Source organism: Arenimonas aestuarii (genome assembly GCF_054781715.1).
In genome coordinates this window covers 411600-429297 of the sequence record NZ_BAAGTW010000006.1, presented here as the reverse complement: position 1 = coordinate 429297, position 17698 = coordinate 411600, and the positions used below count along the sequence as shown (strand labels likewise).

General features: G+C 69.7%; 14 protein-coding genes. 4 read left to right on the top strand and 10 right to left on the bottom strand.

Annotated elements, in window-relative coordinates; all coding sequences use genetic code 11:
• Positions 1 to 15 precede the first annotated feature (15 nt).
• Both sppA and ACYVJH_RS11475 read right to left on the bottom strand, forming a co-directional pair.
• Positions 16 to 1881 (bottom strand): signal peptide peptidase SppA, encoded by a 1866-nt coding sequence (gene sppA, locus ACYVJH_RS11480; protein ID WP_460454777.1) that lies wholly within the window; start codon positions 1879 to 1881, stop codon positions 16 to 18.
• A gap of 61 nt (positions 1882 to 1942) precedes the next feature.
• Positions 1943 to 3301 (bottom strand): MATE family efflux transporter, encoded by a 1359-nt coding sequence (locus ACYVJH_RS11475; RefSeq protein WP_460454776.1) that lies wholly within the window; start codon positions 3299 to 3301, stop codon positions 1943 to 1945.
• Between the two features lie 68 nt (positions 3302 to 3369).
• Here ACYVJH_RS11475 and ACYVJH_RS11470 point away from each other — a divergent pair, with 68 nt between their 5' ends.
• Complete coding sequence (locus tag ACYVJH_RS11470; protein ID WP_460454775.1) at positions 3370 to 4629, top strand: DUF3667 domain-containing protein; 1260 nt, start codon at positions 3370 to 3372, stop codon at positions 4627 to 4629.
• A gap of 18 nt (positions 4630 to 4647) precedes the next feature.
• Here the strand turns inward: ACYVJH_RS11470 and ACYVJH_RS11465 are convergent, their stop codons facing one another.
• The gene (locus ACYVJH_RS11465) at positions 4648 to 6129 is read right to left on the bottom strand and encodes a DUF3106 domain-containing protein (protein ID WP_460454774.1); all 1482 of its coding nucleotides are present in this window, start codon (positions 6127 to 6129) and stop codon (positions 4648 to 4650) included.
• Between the two features lie 450 nt (positions 6130 to 6579).
• Between ACYVJH_RS11465 and ACYVJH_RS11460 the strand changes: the two genes are divergently transcribed.
• Positions 6580 to 8766 carry a primosomal protein N' gene (locus tag ACYVJH_RS11460; RefSeq protein ID WP_460454773.1) on the top strand — a complete coding sequence of 729 codons (2187 nt, stop codon included), beginning with the start codon at positions 6580 to 6582 and terminating at the stop codon, positions 8764 to 8766.
• Positions 8767 to 8776: 10 nt separating this feature from the next.
• Here ACYVJH_RS11460 and ACYVJH_RS11455 read toward each other — a convergent pair whose 3' ends face one another.
• The gene (locus ACYVJH_RS11455) at positions 8777 to 10429 is read right to left on the bottom strand and encodes a histidine kinase (protein WP_460454772.1); all 1653 of its coding nucleotides are present in this window, start codon (positions 10427 to 10429) and stop codon (positions 8777 to 8779) included.
• An 84-nt stretch (positions 10430 to 10513) separates the two neighbouring features.
• Here ACYVJH_RS11455 and ACYVJH_RS11450 point away from each other — a divergent pair, with 84 nt between their 5' ends.
• Positions 10514 to 11134 carry a response regulator transcription factor gene (locus tag ACYVJH_RS11450; protein ID WP_460454771.1) on the top strand — a complete coding sequence of 207 codons (621 nt, stop codon included), beginning with the start codon at positions 10514 to 10516 and terminating at the stop codon, positions 11132 to 11134.
• Between the two features lie 60 nt (positions 11135 to 11194).
• Here ACYVJH_RS11450 and rpoH read toward each other — a convergent pair whose 3' ends face one another.
• The 6 genes from rpoH to rhlB all read right to left on the bottom strand — a co-directional run bounded on the left by rpoH (position 11195) and on the right by rhlB (position 17196).
• On the bottom strand, positions 11195 to 12070 hold the full coding sequence (gene rpoH / locus ACYVJH_RS11445; protein ID WP_460454770.1) for an RNA polymerase sigma factor RpoH: 876 nt from the start codon (positions 12068 to 12070) through the stop codon (positions 11195 to 11197).
• 124 nt (positions 12071 to 12194) lie between these two features.
• Positions 12195 to 12926 (bottom strand): uracil-DNA glycosylase, encoded by a 732-nt coding sequence (gene ung, locus ACYVJH_RS11440; RefSeq protein WP_460454769.1) that lies wholly within the window; start codon positions 12924 to 12926, stop codon positions 12195 to 12197.
• A 1-nt stretch (position 12927) separates the two neighbouring features.
• Positions 12928 to 13770, bottom strand: a complete 843-nt coding sequence (locus ACYVJH_RS11435; protein WP_460454768.1) for a response regulator — start codon at positions 13768 to 13770, stop codon at positions 12928 to 12930.
• A gap of 1 nt (position 13771) precedes the next feature.
• Positions 13772 to 14692, bottom strand: coding sequence for a permease-like cell division protein FtsX (ftsX, locus tag ACYVJH_RS11430; RefSeq protein ID WP_460454872.1), 921 nt, complete (start codon positions 14690 to 14692; stop codon positions 13772 to 13774).
• A gap of 59 nt (positions 14693 to 14751) precedes the next feature.
• Entirely contained in the window at positions 14752 to 15438 is a 687-nt protein-coding gene (ftsE, locus tag ACYVJH_RS11425) for a cell division ATP-binding protein FtsE (RefSeq protein ID WP_460454767.1), read from the bottom strand.
• Positions 15439 to 15453: 15 nt separating this feature from the next.
• Positions 15454 to 17196 carry an ATP-dependent RNA helicase RhlB gene (rhlB, locus tag ACYVJH_RS11420; protein WP_460454766.1) on the bottom strand — a complete coding sequence of 581 codons (1743 nt, stop codon included), beginning with the start codon at positions 17194 to 17196 and terminating at the stop codon, positions 15454 to 15456.
• A 172-nt stretch (positions 17197 to 17368) separates the two neighbouring features.
• On the opposite strand from rhlB, the gene trxA reads away from it, so the two are divergent.
• Positions 17369 to 17695, top strand: a complete 327-nt coding sequence (gene trxA / locus ACYVJH_RS11415; RefSeq protein WP_034224613.1) for a thioredoxin TrxA — start codon at positions 17369 to 17371, stop codon at positions 17693 to 17695.
• The last annotated feature ends 3 nt before the right edge of the window (positions 17696 to 17698 follow it).

The following is a 17698-nucleotide window of genomic DNA, read 5'->3' as shown; positions in this document are numbered from 1 at the left end:
TTGGCCGGATCGCCGTCAGAGGGCGCACAGGCAATGGGCGACCGCCCGGTAGGGCGAGCGCGACTGGCTTTCCAGCCAGCCAAGTTCATTGCCGATGCGTGCCGCGGTTTCGCTATCCAGGCCCAGCGCCGCCGGCGCCAGCAGGCGCATGGCGCCCTGGAAACGCGCCTGGCCGCCCACGTCCACCAGGAACTTCTCGAACGGCGTCAGCGGCTTCTCGACGTAACGCACGGTGTACTCGCCTTCCTCGAGCTTGGCCAGGCTTGCAGCCTCGGCCAGCGCGGCTTCCAGGCCGCCGAGTTCATCCACCAGGCCCCGTTCCTTGGCCTGGGCGCCGGACCAGACGCGGCCACGGGCATGCACGTCGATCTGGGCCGGCGTGCTTTCGCGGGCCTCGGCGACCTTGCCGATGAAGTCGGCATATCCCTTGTCGATCACCGACTGGATGATGACGCCGATACTCGGGTCCATCGGACGGGTGGGATCGAAAGCGCCGGCCAGTTCGGTCGTACCGACGCCATCGGTGCTGACGCCCAGCTTGTCGAGCACGCGCGGTGTGGTCATCCACAGGCCGAAGATGCCGATCGAGCCGGTGATGGTGGACTCGTCGGCATAGATCTTGTCGGCGTTCATCGAGATCCAGTAACCGCCCGAGGCGGCCACGTTGCCCATCGAAACGACCACCGGCTTGCCTTCGGCCTGGATCAGCTCGACTTCGCGGCGGATCTGTTCGGACGGGAACACGCCGCCGCCCGGGGAATCCACGCGCAGCAGCACGGCCTTCACGTTTTCGTCCTCGCGGGCCTGGCGCAGCAGCTCCGAGGTCGACTCGCCGCCGACGGTGCCCGGTGCCTGCTCGCCGTCGGTGATCGTGCCCTGGGCCACCACGACCGCGACCTGCGGACCGGTGTCGAGCGAGAGATGCTGCAGCGACTGCTGGCGCAGGTAGCTGCGCATGTCGACCTGCTGGAAGGTGTTTTCGTCCTCGTCCAGGGCGCCACGCGCGACCAGCATTTCCCGCATTTCATGGCGGGTGCGCAGGCCATCGACGAGCTTCTCGTCGACGGCCAGCTTGCCCAGGTCGCCGCCCACGTCCTGAATGCGCTGGGGCAGCTCGGCGATCATCGCGTCGATGGCCGACGGCTCCAGGCCACGCGCCGCGGCGATGTCGGCGATGTAGCGGTCCCAGAGATCGTTCATCCAGTACAGGTCCGCTTCCTTGGCCTCGGGCGACGCCGCGTCGAGCACGTAGGGCTCGGCGGCCGACTTGTATTCGCCGACCTTGAACAGGTGCACGTCCACGCCCAGCTTGTCCTGCAAGCCTTCGCGGTAGTACATGCGGTAGCGGCCCAGGCCCTCGAGCAGGATGCCGCCCTGCGGGTCCATGTAGACCTCGTCGGCATGCGCGGCCAGGTAATAGCCCATCTGGTCCATGCCGGTGCCGTAGGCAACGACCTGCTTGCCCGAGGCACGGAAGTCGCGAAGGGCGAGGGCGACATCGCGCATGGCGGCGAAACCGCTGGCGCTGAAGCCGTCGGTGAGCAGCACGATGCGGTCGATGCGGTCGTCGTCCTTGGCCAGCTCGATGGCGCGCAGCACGTCGCGAAGCTGCACTTCCGCGCGGCCCTGGCCCATGGCCCGGTTGAGCATGCGGTCCACCGGGTGGGCGCCGTATTGTTCGACCAGGGCGCCCGAGAGGTTCATCACCAACGCGCTCTGCTTGGTCACCGGCTTGATGCCGGGGCCCGAGAACAGCACCACGATGAAGAACACCAGCACGACCAGGAACAGCAGGTTGAACACCAACCGGCGGGTGAAGTTAAGCGTGTTCCAGATCCCGACAAAAAAGCGCCGGATCGGGCCCGGCTTCGAATCAGACATGGGGTGGCTCCAGTGAATCCAGGCGCCAGCATAACCAGCCTGCCGTGAAGGCGCATAAGCCTCAGGTCACGTGTACCGCCGGCAGGGGTCGGCCGGCCATGCGCCAGAAGCGCCAGCCGAGCAGGGTCGCGGCGACGCCCAGGCCGAGGATCAGGCCGGTCCAGAGCCCGGGGGCGCCCTGGCCCTGGGAAATGCCCAGCCAGGCGCCCAGCGGCAGGCCGAAGCCCCAATAGGCCAGCACGGTGATGAACATCGGCACCCGGGTGTCCTTCAGACCACGCAGGGAACCGGCGGACAGCGCCTGCAGCCCATCGGGATACTGGAAGACCGCGGCATAGGCCATCAGCAGGCTGGCCAGCGCAATCACCGCCGGGTCGGACGTGAACAGCGCCGCCAGCCAGGTGGCGCCTGCCACCAGCAGCAGGGCCGACAGGGTCTGGGCGATCATCGCCAGGCTGAAACCGGCGGCCGCCGACCAGCGCACGCCCGGCAGGTCGCCGGCCCCGACCGCGTGGCCCACGCGCACCGTGGTGGCCATGGCCACGCCCAGCGGCACCATGAAACACAGGCTGGCCATCAGGATGGCGATCTGGTGCGCCGCCATCTGGGTCGTGCCCAGCGTACCCACCAGCAGCGCAGTCGCCACGAACAGGCTGCCCTCCATGAACACCGAAACGCCCATCGGCAGGCCCAGTTTCAGCAGCGCGCGGATCGGCGGCCAGCGGGGCGGGTCGAAGCGCGTGAAAAGGCCCAGGTCGGCGAACCGCGGCGCCCGCCACAGGTACACCGCCATGGAGGCCGCCTGGCACCAGAGCACGATCGCCACCGCGTAACCCAGGCCGGCGGCGCCCAGGCCGGCACCGAACATCAGTCCCCAGCCCAGTGGCACCAGCAGTGCCAGGCCGACCAGCCCGAACACCATCGACGGCAAGGTCCAGGCCACGCCTTCGCTGAGGTTGCGCAGGCAGAAGAACAGCGCCAGCCCCGGTGCGCCCCAGCTGATCGCGTGCAGGAAGGCCACGGCCTCGGGCCGGGTTTCGGCGGTGATGCCCAGTGGCTCGAGCGCCACCGCGCCGGCACGCACCACGAAAATGAGCGCCAGGCCCAGCGCCAGCGCCAGCCACAGCGCCTGCCGGAACACCGGCCCGATGTCGGCACGCCGGCCGGCGCCGTTGAGCTGGGACACCGTCGGCGGCACCGCCATCAGCACGCCGATGCTGACCAGGATCACCACCGACCAGACCGCGCTGCCCACGCCCACGGCCGCCAATGTCACCGGCCCGTGGCGGCCTGCCAGCACCGTGTCGACGATGTTCATGGCCATCGACGACAGCTGGCTCAGCACCAGCGGCAGGGCAAGCACGAAGCTGACCCGCATTTCCCGGAGCAATCGGGCAAGGCGGCTTTCGGAAGCACTCATGGGTTCACTGTGGGGTCCGGCCGGGACGGCGGCCCGCTATATTAGCCGCAGCCCTGCCGGAGCCAGTGATGAGCGCCGAAACCAACCCGACCCCGTCCACCGTCGCCGAAACCCCGCGCCGCTGTGCCAACTGTGGCGCGGAGCTGCTCGGCGAGCACTGTTACGCCTGCGGACAGCCGACCAAGGGCCTCGTGCGCCACTTCAGTTCGATCATCGGCGATTTCATGGATTCGGTTTTCGAGCTCGATTCGCGCATCTTGCGCACGCTCGGGCCGCTGCTGTTCAAACCGGGTTACCTGAGCCTGGAGTATTTCGCCGGCCGGCGGGTGCGCTACGTCAGCCCCGTTCGGCTCTTCGTGTTCCTGAGCCTGTTCGCCTTCTTCGCGGCGCAGCTGCGCTTCGACGCCGCCTTCGACGAGGACGGGCGGACCGCCGTCGAAGCCGTTGCCGACGACGAGGCCGGCGAGGCGGGCGCGGACACGGCGGACGGCACAACGACGGAACCCGGCGACGACCGCCAGCTGGCCAGCATGCGGCAGGCCATGACCGTTGCCGAGGTCGAGCGCCTGCGCGACCTGGCCTTGGCGGAGATCCAGCAGGCGCGCGCCGAAAAAACCGGCGTGGCCGGCGTCGATTTCGGCCTGGACATCAGCATGGACGTTGCCGAGGAAGCCGTGAAGGGCGAAGCCGCCAATCGCATCCGCCAGATCGAGGGTGCCCTGGCCGCCGGCGAGCAGGTCCCCCTGGGCCCGACCATCAACATGGACGAAGCCTTCTCCTTCAACGACAAACCCTGGCACCCGACCGAAAACCCGCTGGTCATCGACTGGCTGGGGGAAACCGGCAATCGCTGGGTCAACACCCAGATCGGGCGCGCCGGCGACAACGTCGAGCGCATCAAGAAGGATCCGAACCTGCTCAAGAACGCGTTCCTGTCGATGGTGCCGACGACGCTGTTCGTGCTGCTGCCGCTGTTCGCGGTGCTGCTCAAGGTCATCTACCTGTTCAAGAAGCGCATGTACATGGAACACCTCATCGTCGCCCTGCACAGCCACAGCTTCCTGTGCGGCAGCCTGTTGATGGTGGTTATCCTGGACGCGCTGTCGGAGTGGACCGCGGCCTGGGCCTGGCTATCGCGCCCCCTCGGCTGGCTGGAGATCGCCCTGCTGTGCTGGATGCCGATCTACCTGCTGCTTATGCAGAAGCGGGTCTACGGACAGGGCTGGATCCTGACGGTCATCAAGTACTGCGTGCTGGGCAGCTGCTACCTGGTGCTGATCAGCGTCGGCGCCACCTTCGCGCTGCTGGCCAGCCTGGTGAACATGTAGGCAGGCGACGGCCCGGCACTACCGGCCCAGGCGTTCGCGCACCAGGGCCTCGCGATCCTCCGCAGGTGCGTCGAGCAGTGCGCGGCGCAGGCGTTCGCGTTCGGCGGCGGGCAGCCGGCCTGCCAGCAGGGCGAGGTCGGCACGCGCCTGCGGGGACAGCGCCCGCAGCATCGCCAGCAGCGGCGGCCGCTGGTCCTGGGGCACATAGGCGAACAGCGGCTGCACCGGCGAGAACCAGTCACCCAGGGCCGGACCCAGCCACCACGGGTCGCGCGCCTGCGCCGGCAGGGCTTCGAAGGCTTCCCGGGCGGCGGTCTGTTCGGCGGCGCTGCTTCCTGCGAACGCGCTCGCGGTGGCGCGCACCCAGGCCTGTTCCTGCGCCGAGAGGCTGGCCCACGCGGCGAGGTGACCGCGGCGCGTGGCGCGGTCGGCGGCCGGCAGGTTGTCCCATTCGGCCTGGCGCTGGCGCAACTGCTCGCGCGAAAGGGCGTCCAGGGCCAGCCAGTGCCTGGCCTGGCCGATCAGCTGGCGCCGGGTGGCCGGATCAAGCCGGGGCCAGGTCGTGGCCAGGGGCGCCAGCAGGCTGCGCTGGTTGGCAGGCAAGGACGGGAAGGCGGGCTGGTCGCGCTCGGCGGGCCCGGGCGGCGGTACCGCGTCGAGCGCGGCATCAGGCTCGACCTCCGGCGGCGTGCCGTCGCGGGCCGCCAGCCAGCTCAGGAACGCCAAGTCGGCGGCCAGGCCGGCATCTTCCGGCCGGGCCAGCGCGGCATAGTCGGGATGGATCACCTGGTCGGCATCACCGGAGGCCGGCACGTCGGGCTGCGCCGGCGCTTCCGCGGGCAGGTCCTGGACGCTGCCAGGCAGCAGCGGGGCCGCCGGCTTCCAGAATGTGGCCGCGAAGGCGGCCGCCAGCGCGACCAGCGCCGCCCAGGCCAGGCGCCGCGGCCAGGGCGACCGCGGCGGCGTGACGGGTGCCGGCTCGTCCTCGTCGCGAAGGACCCGGCTGCGCAGCCCGGACAGCGCTTCGACATGGTGTGCCGGCAGCGTCTTCACCTGGCGGTGCAGGCGTTCGCGCAAATGCGCCAGCGCGGCGTAGCTGACACCCGCCTCGCCCAACTGCTGGAGCGCGCGCTGCAGGGCGAAGCGGTACGTCGGCTCGGCCACGCCCAGCACCTGGGCGGCGTGGATGAAGTCCAGGCCACCCACCAGGCGCAACAGCAGCGCGGCCCGCGGCCCGGCGCCCAGATGGGAGAGTTCGGGCTCCGGGGCCTGGCCGCCGGAAAGTTCGGCCTGCGCCAGCAGCAGCGACCAGAAGCCCGCCGGCCAGCCCGAGAGTGGCGTCACCGCCGACACCGACCGAAAGGCGCGCATGGCGCGCCCCACGGAAACCATGGCCTGCTCGTCGCTGCCCGACTGGACCTGGGCAAAGACGAAGGCGCGACGCTCTATGCCGCGCAGGAAGGCCGCCAGGGCCGGGGAGGGAGTCAGGGAAGCAGGCATCGGGGGGTCAGAATTCACCCCCTATTCTAGCCAGCGAGTGCCCCGAAACGCCGGTTGACATGTGGGAAATTCGCGCTCAGCCAAGCCCGGCGCGGCTTCCGGCGTGGAACGTTGTGCACAGCGGCAACCGGTGTCCGTGAATCCACGCCTTCACACCCCTGCGACGCCAGGTTACCGATTCGTGGCATATATAACCTATTGATTTACATTGAATATGTCAGCGTGGTTAAAAAATCGCCAACCCAAGGTGGGGGCCGTGGCCATGGGGGTGCGCACTGGTGGCCGCGCTCCCTTCCACAGACTTATCCACAAGAAATGTGGATAAAGGCGTTTCGTTTTTCTGAACAGTGGCTTACCTGTCCTTTGTGATGCATTTGGCAGCATTGCGTCGCAAGTCTCCTTTGTTCCACAACCCACAGTCGGAGCACGGTCGCAAGCTAGACTTCGCGGATGCCTTTTCCCCCTGACATCCTGCGCGTCGCCCTGCCGGTGCCGCTGCCGCGGGAATTCGACTACCTGCCGCCGGACGGCCAGGTGGCCGGGCCCGACTGGCTGGGCTGCCGGGTGCGGGTGCCGTTCGGGCGCGGCGGCGGCGAGCAGGTCGGCCTGGTGGTGGGCACGGGGCCGGGCAGCGGCGACCCGGACGCCCTCAAGGCCGCCCACGAGCGTCTCGATGCCGAGCCGCTGCTCCGGGGCGAACTGTTCGACAGCCTGCGCTGGGTGGCCGCCTACTACCACGCGCCGCTGGGCGAGGTGATCGCCACTGCCCTGCCGGCCGCCCTGCGGGCCGGCCAGCCCTTGCCGGACACCCGCCGCCACGGCTGGAGCGCCACGCCGGCCGGGCAAGAGGCGGCGGCCCGTCCCGGTCGCGATGGCCGCCCGCGACGGCTGCTGCTCGACTTGTGCGCCGGCCCGCGCGACGAAGACGAGCTCGACCAGCGTTCTCCCGGCTGGCGTGCCGCTGCGCGCGCGCTGGCCGAGCGGGGCCTGGCCGAACGGATCGTGCTCGAGGGCATCCAGGCGCCGCGTCCGGTCGCCGCGCCCGAACCCACGCCCGGCCAGGTGGCCGCCATGGAGGCCTTGCGCGCCGGCGAGGGGTTTCGGCCGGTGCTGCTCGAGGGCGTGACCGGCAGCGGCAAGACCGAGGTTTACCTGCAGGCCATCGCCGACTGCCTGGCCGCTGGGCGCCAGGCACTGGTGCTGGTGCCCGAGATCGGCCTGACACCGCAGGCACTGTCGCGATTCCGGGAGCGCCTTGGCGTGCCGGTGCTGGCGTTCCACTCCGGCCTGGGCGACGGCGAACGCGCGCGCGCCTGGGCCGACATGGCCAGCGGCCGGGCGCGGGTGTTGGTCGGTACCCGTTCGGCCGTGTTCTGCCCGCTGCCCGACGCCGGCCTGCTGGTCGTGGACGAAGAGCACGACGGGTCCTACAAACAACAGGACGGCGTGCGCTACCACGCCCGTGACCTGGCCCTGGTGCGCGGCAGCAAGCTGGGCGTTCCGGTGCTGCTGGGCAGCGCCACGCCGTCGCTGGAATCGCTGCACAACGCCCTCTCGGGCCGCTACCGGCACCTGCGCCTTGGCGAACGCGCCGGCGGCGCGCGGCCACCGGCGGTGCGCGTGCTCGACGTGCGCAAGCGCCCGCTGCGCGACGGCCTGTCCGAAGCCCTGCTCGAGGCCGTGGGCGCCTGCCTGGCACGCGGCGAACAAGCCCTGGTGTTCAAGAACCGGCGCGGCTACGCGCCGGTTCTCATCTGCCACGACTGCGGCTGGAGTGCGCACTGCGCCCGCTGCGATGCCGCCATGACCGTACACGCCGGCGGCCGCCGGCTCGTCTGCCACCACTGCGGCGCACGGGCAACGCCGCCCAACGCCTGCCCCGACTGTGCCAGCCTGGCGCTGCAGCCGCAGGGGGCCGGTACCGAGCGCCTGGAACAGGCCCTGGCCGCCCGCTTCCCCGAGGCTTGCCTGGTGCGCGTGGACCGGGAAACCACGCGTCGCCGAGATGCCCTGGAACACCACCTGGCCCGGCTTGGCGACGGGCCCGGCATCCTGGTCGGCACCCAGATCCTGGCCAAGGGCCACGACCTGCCGCGGCTCACGCTGGTGGCGGTGGTGGGCGTGGACGAGGGCCTGTTCAGCGCCGATTTCCGCGCGGGAGAAAAACTCGCCCAGCTGCTTATCCAGGTGGCCGGTCGCGCCGGTCGTGCCCGGCTGCCCGGGGAAGTGGTGCTGCAAACCCACCACCCCGACCATCCGCTGCTCGGAACGCTTCTCAACGGAGGCTACCCGGCGGTCGCCGCGCTGCAGCTTGCCGAACGCGAAGCCGCCGCCTTCCCGCCCTACGCCCACCTCGCCCTGCTGCGCGCCGAGGCCAGCACCGAGGCCGAGGTGCAGGGTTTCCTGCACGAGGCCCACGCGGCATTCGAAGGGCGCGAGGGCGTGCATGCCAACGGGCCGATGCCGGCACCGATGGCCCGCCGCGCCGGCAAGGCGCGCGGCCAGCTGCTGGTGGACGCCAGCCAGCGAAATGCCCTGCATGCCGCGCTGCGCGACTGGCTGCCGGCACTCCGGGCGCTGAAGTCGGCCCGGCGCGTGCGCTGGTCGCTCGACGTGGACCCAACCGACCTTTATTGACGAAGGCTGTTTATCTGCCGGTCCCCGGGGCGCCGTCTTCCTGTCGAACCATCAGGTGCAGGCGCAGGCCAGGCGAAAGCTGGTGCAGGTAGAGCGCCCCGTTGAGCGCGAGCACGCGATCGCGCATGCCGGTGATGCCGTTGCCGGGCAGCAGGCGATCGAGCCGGCCGAGGCCGTCGTCGCGGATGTCCAGGAACACCCAGAGCGCGCGGCGGCGCCGGCTGATGCGCAGCGTCAGCTGGCAGCGCCGGGCATCGGCGTGGCGCACGATGTTGGTCACCGCTTCCTGGGCCATGCGATAGACGGCCGTGGCGTGGGTGATATCTAGCTGCCCGAGCAGGCGGGCATCACCCTCCAGGCGTACGTCCATCCGCAGCCCCGCGTCCTGGGCGAGGCGCCGCACGCTGCCGCGATCGACCGCACCGAACAGTCCCAGCTGCTCCAGGCCCGCTGGCCGCAGGTCGGCGAGCACCCGGCCGATGTTGCGCTGCATGGTGCGGGTGATCTCGAGCAGCAGGTCGGCCATGCCGGGCCGGCCGGCGCTGGCCAGGTGCGGGGTGGCCAGCTTGAGGTGGGTTTGCAGTGCAGCCAGGTTCTGGCCGAACTCGTCGTGCAGCTCCCTGGCCAGGCGCTGGCGCTCGCTTTCCTCGAGCTGCAGGTTGCGCAGCGCGGCGACCTGCAGTTCGTCGAGCAAGCGGTGCTCTTGCCGGCGCGCCCGCACCAGGTCGGCGGCCTGGCGCCTGAAATCGTCCACCGAGGCACCGAACAGCAGGGTCAGCGCGCCAACCACGGCCACATAGGCCTGGCTGACGATCAGGCTAATGCGTGGGTTGCCCAGGGCTTCCTCGAGCGCCACCGCGGCGCTGATCAGGACAATGGCCGCCACTGCCCCGCGCCAGCCCTGCCAGAGCGTGAATACCACCACGGCGGCGACCAGCAGCAAGCGATAGAGTTCGGCGAACTCGGAGTCGGGGAATGCCAGGCCCAGCCACAGGTACAGCCCGGCCACCGGTCCCAGGATGGCGGCCGAGCGCACCAGCACCGCCAGCGACGGCGGCGCGTGCGGCGCCGACGGCGTGCAGGGCCAGTACGCCAGCGGCGCCACCAGCAGGATGCCGATGAAGTCGCCAAGCATGTGGCGCAGCAGCAGGTTGCCCAGCAGCGACGCGCGACTGGCCTCGCCGAACGGTGCCGCGCCCGCCAGTTCGCGCAGGTCCGGGCGCCAGGATTCCGGACTGGCCACGGCCACCACCACCTCGACCACCGCCATGCCGGCGGCGGCGACCAGCGCCGCGACATGGATCAGACCGATGCGCGACAGGCTGACTTCGGCGCCTGGCCGGATGTCCCAGGCCCGCAGCAGGATGACGCCCGACATGACCAGCAGGGGTTCGGCCACGGCGGTCAGCGGGCCGGTATGCGGATGCGAGACCATCGCCGCGGCCAGCGCCCAGGGCCACCAACGCCGCGGGAAACACCAAAGTGTGATGAACAGCAGACCGGTGCCGAGCTCCCAGTGGTAGAAATCCAGCGCCGCGATCCCCTGCAGCACCGCCGCGAACAACAGGCCGCCCAGGACCCCGGCCAACAGGTAGCGCGGGCGCGTCCAGGCCCAGGCCTGCACCTTGTTGACCATGTCCAGCGTCGGGATCCGTTTTCGCATTCGCCGCTAGCTTAGCGGTGCGAAATCGGCGCCGCTGGGAAATTTTCTCGCCGTTGTGCCTGACGGCTTTGCCAGACTGTCCGAATGCCACGCATCCTGCTCATCGATGACCACGCCATGGTGCGCGAGGGCTTCCGTCGCCTGCTCGAGGAGGCCGAAGGCTTCGAGGTGGTGGCCGAGGCCGGCACGCCGGGCGATGCGTTGGCCGCGGTCCGCGAACACGACCCTGACCTGGCCCTGGTCGACCTCAGCCTGGGTTTTCAGACCAGCGGGCTGGTGCTGCTGCTGCAATTGCACGAGTCGCACCCGCGCACGCGCTGCGTGGTATTGAGCATGCACGATGACCCGGGGCTGGTGGTGCGCGCGCTCGAACGCGGTGCCGCCGGCTACTTCAGCAAGGCCGTCGCCGCCGAAGAACTGATCGAGGGGCTGCGCCGCGTGATGAACGGCGAACGTGTGCTCAGCACCGACCTGGCACCGCCCAGGGCCGACGGCGAAGTATCCGCACTGACCCAGCGCGAGCGCGAAACGCTGCGCGGGCTGCTGTCCGGGCTTCCACCCAAGGTGGTTGCGGCAGCGCTCGGCATCAGCGACAAGACGCTCTACCGCCACCGCGCCAACCTGATGGAAAAGCTCGGCGCCCGGCATCCCGGCGAACTGGCGCGCATCGCCCGCGAGCGCGGGCTGCTGGTGGACCCGGACTGAGTCCGGAAACGACAACGGCCCCTCGCGGGGCCGTTGGTGGTGTTACATGCGGCGGCGTGCTCAGGCCGCGAACAGCGCCCGCATCTTCTTGAGCGCATTGGCCTCGACCTGGCGGATGCGTTCGGCGGAAACGCCGTATTCGTCGGCCAGTTCCTGCAGCGTGGCCTTGGGCTCACCCAGGAAGCGGCGCTTGAGGATGTCGCGCGAACGCTGGTCCAGGCCGGAAAGGCCTTCGCGCAGCAGTTCGAGCTGGTCGTCTTCGTGCGATTCGCGCTCGTAGGCCATTGCCGGGTCTTCGCCGCTGTCGCGCAGGTAGGCCACCGGCGACGGCGGGCCGTCTTCGTCGCCGTTGTCGGGCGCATCGAAGCCGATGTCGCGACCGGACAGGCGCGATTCCATTTCCAGGACCTCGCGCTTGGAGACGTTGAGGTCCTTGGCGACCGCGGTGACCTCGGCGTCGTTCATCCAGCCCAGGCGCTTCTTGGACTTGCGCAGGTTGAAGAACAGCTTGCGCTGCGCCTTGGTGGTGGCGACCTTGACGATGCGCCAGTTGCGCAGGATGAATTCGTGCATCTCGGCGCGCACCCAGTGCACGGCGAACGACACCAGGCGTACGCCCTGGTCGGGGTCGAAACGCTTGACCGCCTTCATCAGGCCGATGTTGCCTTCCTGGATCAGGTCGCCCATGCCCAGGCCGTAACCCTGGTAGCCCCGGGCCACGTGCACCACGAAACGCAGGTGCGACATCACCAGCGCCTTGGCGGCGTCGAGGTCTTCGTCGTCGCGATAGCTGCGGGCCAGGGCCTGCTCGTCTTCAACCGACAGCACCGGCACGCGGTTGACCGCGGCGATGTAGGCGTCGAGCGAACCCAGCGCGCTGGGGATCGGCAGGTTGTTTGCGATAAGGGCCGTGGTGGTCATGCGATCCTCGTTCATGGGTCCGGAGTTTAGCACTCGGGCAATAAGAGTGCTAAAGAGGCACAAAGTTCCCTGTCCGTTCCATGAATGGAACGACCTCTCCCCTGGCCGTTCCGCTGATCTGGGGTCGCCCGGGCCGGGTTCAAGGGCTGGCCGGGTCGGCCTGCGCCAGCAGGGCCTCCACCGCCGCCCGCGACGGCAGCGACCAATCCACCGGGGCCTTGCCGGCTACCTGCAGCCAGCGGTTGGCCTTGCTGAAGTGGCCGCAGCCCAGGAAACCCCGGTGCGCCGACAGCGGCGAGGGGTGCGGGGCCCGCAGCACGCAGTGCCGGCCCTGCAGCAGCTTGCCCTTGGCCTGGGCGTAGGCGCCCCAGAGCATGAACACCAGGCCTTCCTTTTCCCGGTCCAGCGCCTGGACGATGGCGTCGGTGAAGCCCTCCCAGCCCTTGCCCTGGTGCGAGCCGGCCCGGCCTTCCTCGACGGTGAGCACGGCATTGAGCAGCAGCACGCCCTGGCGGGCCCAGGGCAGCAGGCAGCCGTGGCCGGGCGGCGCATGGCCCTGGTCGGCCTGGATTTCCTTGTAGATGTTGACCAGCGACGGCGGCACCGGCACGCCCGGCAGTACCGAGAAACACAGGCCGTGGGCCTGGCCGGCCCCGTGGTAGGGGTCCTGGCCGAGGATGACCACCTTCACCTGGTCGAAAGGCGTGGCGTCGAGCGCGGAAAAAATGCGCGGGCCCGGCGGGAAGATGTGCTTGCCGGCTGCTTTTTCCTTACGCAGGAACGCCGACAATTCCTGCATGTCGGGGCGCTGCAGGTAGTCGCCGACCCGGGCCTTCCAGCCCGGTTCCAGGCGGACGCGGTCCCCGGCCACCCTATTTGCCGAGCTTTGCCCGCAGCAGCCGGCCAACCCGCAGCTGGAACAGCAGCTTGGTGACCAGAAGGCGTTCTTCGATGGGCTTTTGCACCAGGTCGTTGGCGCCGGCGCGGAGCAGGTCGCTCTGGTTGGACGGGTTGGCGTCGCCGGTCATCACCAGCACCGGCAGCAGGCCCTTCACGTAGCCGAACTCCTCGCGGATGGACTTGAGCAGGTCCTTGCCGGTCAGTTCGCCCTTCAGGTAGACGTCGGTCAGCACCACGTCCGGGCCCGGCACCTTGCCCTGCGCGCGGGCCGTTTCCAGGTGGGCGATGGCGTCCTCGACGCCGGTGGCGTGGGTGACGGTGAGCCCGTGCTTTTCCAGCATGCGCCGGGTGGCCATGGCGACCACGCGGCTGTCCTCGACGTAGAGCACTTCGCCGCCGGCCTCGGATTCGGGGGCCACGTAACCCTTGATGAAGGCCGCCAGGGCGTTGAAGCCCAGCGACTTGTCGAAATAGTCGGTGACGTCGTCGCTGATCGAGCGGCTCTCCAGGCGCTCCTGCACATCGCCGGAGACCACGATGATCGGGATGTAGGCCTGGGGCGTGTGCTCGCGCAGGTAACGCGCCAGGTCCAGGCCATCCATGTCGGGCAGGCGCAGGGCCATGGTGACCAGGTTCACCGCGCCGGCCTGCAGGGCGGCCTTGGCCTCCTCGCCGGTTTCGCAGCCGACGAACTCCATGTCGGGCAGCTGCTGGCGCAGGACGCCTTCGATCATCTTGCGCACGACCTTGGAGCCGTCCACGACCATGATGCGCGGGCTGGAGGTGTCGAAGCTTTTGAAACTCGGGTTGCTCATGTCACACGTCCGTAGGACGGGTCCGACGTAGATGATGCCCGGTTGCGAGCCACGCGCCCAGCCACCCCATCGCCGCGGCGCCCAGGAGCAGGGCCGCAGTGCCCCGCCAACCCGGCCCGGAAAGGGCGAACTGGCTGCCGTAACTGGCCACCAGCGCGGTCAGGCGGCCCTGCAGCAGGACGCCGGCAGCCGCCAGCAGCACCAGCGCCAGCGTGCCCGCGGCCAGGCCATACCAGGCGCCCAGGTACAGAAACGGCCGGCGAACGAAGCCATCGGTGGCGCCCAGGTGCTGGAGCACGGCGATTTCCTCGCTGCGCGCGCCGATGTCCAGCCGCACCGTATTGCCCACCACCAGCAGCACGCCCAGGCCCAGCAGCACGGCCACCACCTGCACCACGCGCTCGCCGAAGGCCAGCCAGGCGGTGAGGCGCTGGCGCCAGAGGGCGTCGTGCTGCACCACTTCGGCCTCGGGCAGGGCACGCAGGGCGTCGGCCAGGGCGCTGCCGTCGTCGTCGCCGGCCGGCGACACCACCAGCACGTAGGGCAGCGGGTTGCCTTCAAGCACCTCGAGGGCGCCGGCGAGGTCGCTCATTTCGCGGAATTCAGCCAGGCCGTCGTCGGGCGTGCGCACGGCCACCGCGGTGACGTCGGGACGGGCGCGCAGTTCTTCCGACAGTGCTTCGACCCGTTCGCCGTCGATGTCGACGTTCAGGAACACACCGATGTCGCGCGATTCGCTCACCGTGCCGGAAAAACGCTCCAGGTTGCCCAGCGCCAGCGCCAGGCCCAAAGGCAAAGCGATGGCCACGGCCATCACGCCCACGGTCAGGCTGGTGGCCACCGGTCGCTGCAGCAGGCGGCCGAGGCTGGAGAACAGGGAATACAGGTGCTGTTCGCGCCAGGCGCGCAGGCGCGCGCCCAGCCCCCCGGACTTGACCCGCTCGGCGGCGGCGGGACGCGGGCGATTCTCGACCTTGGCGTTCACGCCGCCAGGTCCTCGGGCGAGATGTCGTCCACCAGCTTGCCGTGGTCGAGCACCAGCACACGCTGGCGCATGCGCTTGACCAGGGCCAGGTCGTGGCTGGCGATGATCACGGTGGTGCCGGACGCCGGCAGCGCGGCGAAGAGCTGCATGATTTCGGCCGCCAGCTGCGGGTCGAGGTTGCCGGTGGGTTCGTCGGCGACCAGCAGCTGAGGCTGGGCGACCAGGGCGCGGGCGATGCCCACGCGCTGCTGCTCACCGGTGGAAAGCTGCAGCGGCAATGCGCGTTCGCGGTCGCCCAGGCCGACCTTGTCGAGCACGGTGCGCACGCGCTTGCCGACTTCCGAACGCGGCGTGCCGGCGATCAGCAAAGGCAGGGCGACGTTGTCGAAAACGCTGCGGTCGGTCAGCAGGCGGTGGTCCTGGAACACCACGCCGACCTGGCGCCGGTGCAGCGGCACCTTGCGGCCGCGCACCTTGGCCAGGTTGCGTTCGTTCACCAGCACCGTGCCCCGGCTTGGGCGCTCGGACAGGTGCACCAGGCGCAGCAGGGTCGACTTGCCGGCGCCCGAGTGGCCGGTGACGAAAAGCATTTCGCCTTCCTCCACCGCGAAGCTGACGTCGCTCAGCGCCGGCGCGCTGCCGGCGTAGGTCTTGGTGACGTTGTCGAAACGCAGCAGGGCCATGCGGGCGCGGGGCGGTCAGTGTTTGCCGGGCGGATTGCGCTTGACCAGGCTGCTCAGGCCCGCCTTGATGCGACCGAGCAGGGACGGCTTGGCCTCACCGCCGGGCTTGGTGGCCGGCTTGGCGTCGGGCTTCTTGCGGGCCGGCTCCTTGCGCGGGGCGTCGCCACGCGGCGCGGCGGCACCGGCCTCGGCGCCGGCTTCGCCGACCGGGCGACCCCGGCGACGGCGACGGCGCTTGCGGGCCGGCGCGTTCGGATCTTCCTGCATCGGCGACGACGGCGCCGGACGACGGGCCGGACGCTCGACGCCGGCTTCGGCCGGCGCGGTCGGGCTGGCCACGGGCGCGCCTTCGGAACCCTCGGCCTCGACCGGACGGCGCTCGCGGCGCGGACCGGCGCCGGCACCACGGCCGCCACCACCCGAACGGCTGCCTTCGCGGCCACCCGTCCGGCTGCCGGAACGACTGCCGCCACGGCGTTCGTCCTCGGCGGCCTTGGCCTCGCGGACTTCGCGGTAGATGGCGCTGACGCTTTCGGTTTCGCCGGCCTCGTCGCCTTCGACCGGACGCGGCGTGCGCGGCATGGGAATGAGCAGTTCGGCGGTGACCTGCTCGACCGGCAGCTTCTGTTCGATGTAGGCCTCGATGTCGGGCAGCGACATGGCGTAACGCTCGCAGGCGAAGCTGATCGCGTCGCCTTCGGCACCCAGGCGCGCGGTGCGGCCGATGCGGTGCACGTAGTCCTCGGCGTCGAACGGCAGGTCGTAGTTGTAGACATGCGACACGCCGTCGATGTGCAGGCCGCGGGCGGCGACGTCGGTGGCCACCAGCAGGTCCAGCTGGCCCTTCTGGAAGCGGCCCAGCAGGGTTTCGCGCTTTTTCTGCGGCACGTCGCCCGACAGCACGCCGACGCGGAAGCCGGCGCGTTCGAGCGCCTTGGCCACGCGCTCGACCCAGACCTTGGTGTTCACGAACACCATGGTGCGCTGGCCTTCGCTGCGGGTGAGCAGGCCGATCAGCAGCGGGATCTTTTCTTCGTCCGACGGCAGGTACACACGCTGCCGCACCCGGGCGGCGGTGATCGTCTCGGTTTCGACGACCAGCTTCTCGGGTTCGTTCATGTGTTCGTAGGCCAGCTCCAGCACGCGGTGGCTGAGCGTGGCGCTGAACAGCAGGGTCTGGCGTTCAGTGCGGATCGGCATGCGCCGCAGCAGGAAGCGGATGTCCTTGATGAAGCCCAGGTCGAACATGCGGTCGGCTTCGTCGAGCACGCAGACCTCGCAGGCGTGCAGGGACACGACTTTGTGCTGCTTGACGTAGTCGATCAGGCGGCCCGGGGTGGCGATGATGACGTCCACGCCCTGCTGCAGCAGCTCGCGCTGCTTGTCGTAGTCGACACCGCCGTAGACCAGGGCGAAGCGCAGGCCCAGGTCGGAGCCGAACTTCACGGCGTCCTTGTGGATCTGGATGGCCAGTTCGCGGGTGGGGGCGAGGATGAGGGCGCGCGGGTCTTCGGGCTTGCGGTCAGCCAGGGCCGGGCGGGTCAGCAGCCGGTTCATCAGCGCGACCAGGAAGGCCAGGGTCTTGCCGGTGCCGGTCTGGGCCTGGCCGGCGACGTCACCGCCCGGCAGGGCGATCGGCAGGGTCAGGGCCTGGATGGGGGTGCAGCGGGTGAAGCCTGCGGATTCGAGGCCGGCCTGGAGGTCAGGATGCAGCTCGAAACTGGAAAAAGCGATATCGGTCAGTGGTTTGTCGGACATGTAGGTCTCTGGTTGCGCGTCTCTGCGCTTGCGCGGCCTGGCCGGGGGGTCGCAAACTGCCCTGAACCCGGGGCCGCCGATGGCGGTTGATTTACCGTTCGAAGCGCCCCAGTTTACCCCAACGGCAGGCCCGACCGGGCCGCCACCTTCAAGTAAATCAGGAGTTTGACGCATGAGCGACCAGGTGCTTCATGTGGGTGACACCGACTTCGAGGCCCAGGTGCTCCAGTCCGATACCCCGGTGCTGGTGGATTTCTGGGCCGAGTGGTGCGGTCCCTGCAAGATGATCGGCCCGATGGTGGACGAGTTGGCCGACACGTACGCCGGCAAGGTCAAGGTGGTGAAACTCAACATCGACCACAACCCGCAGGTGCCGCGCCAGTACGCCGTGCGCGGCATCCCGACCCTGATGCTGTTCAAGGACGGCAAGGTGCACGCCACCCAGGTCGGCGCGGTGGGCAAGGCCCAGCTCGCGCAGTTCGTCGACAAGGCGCTTTGACGC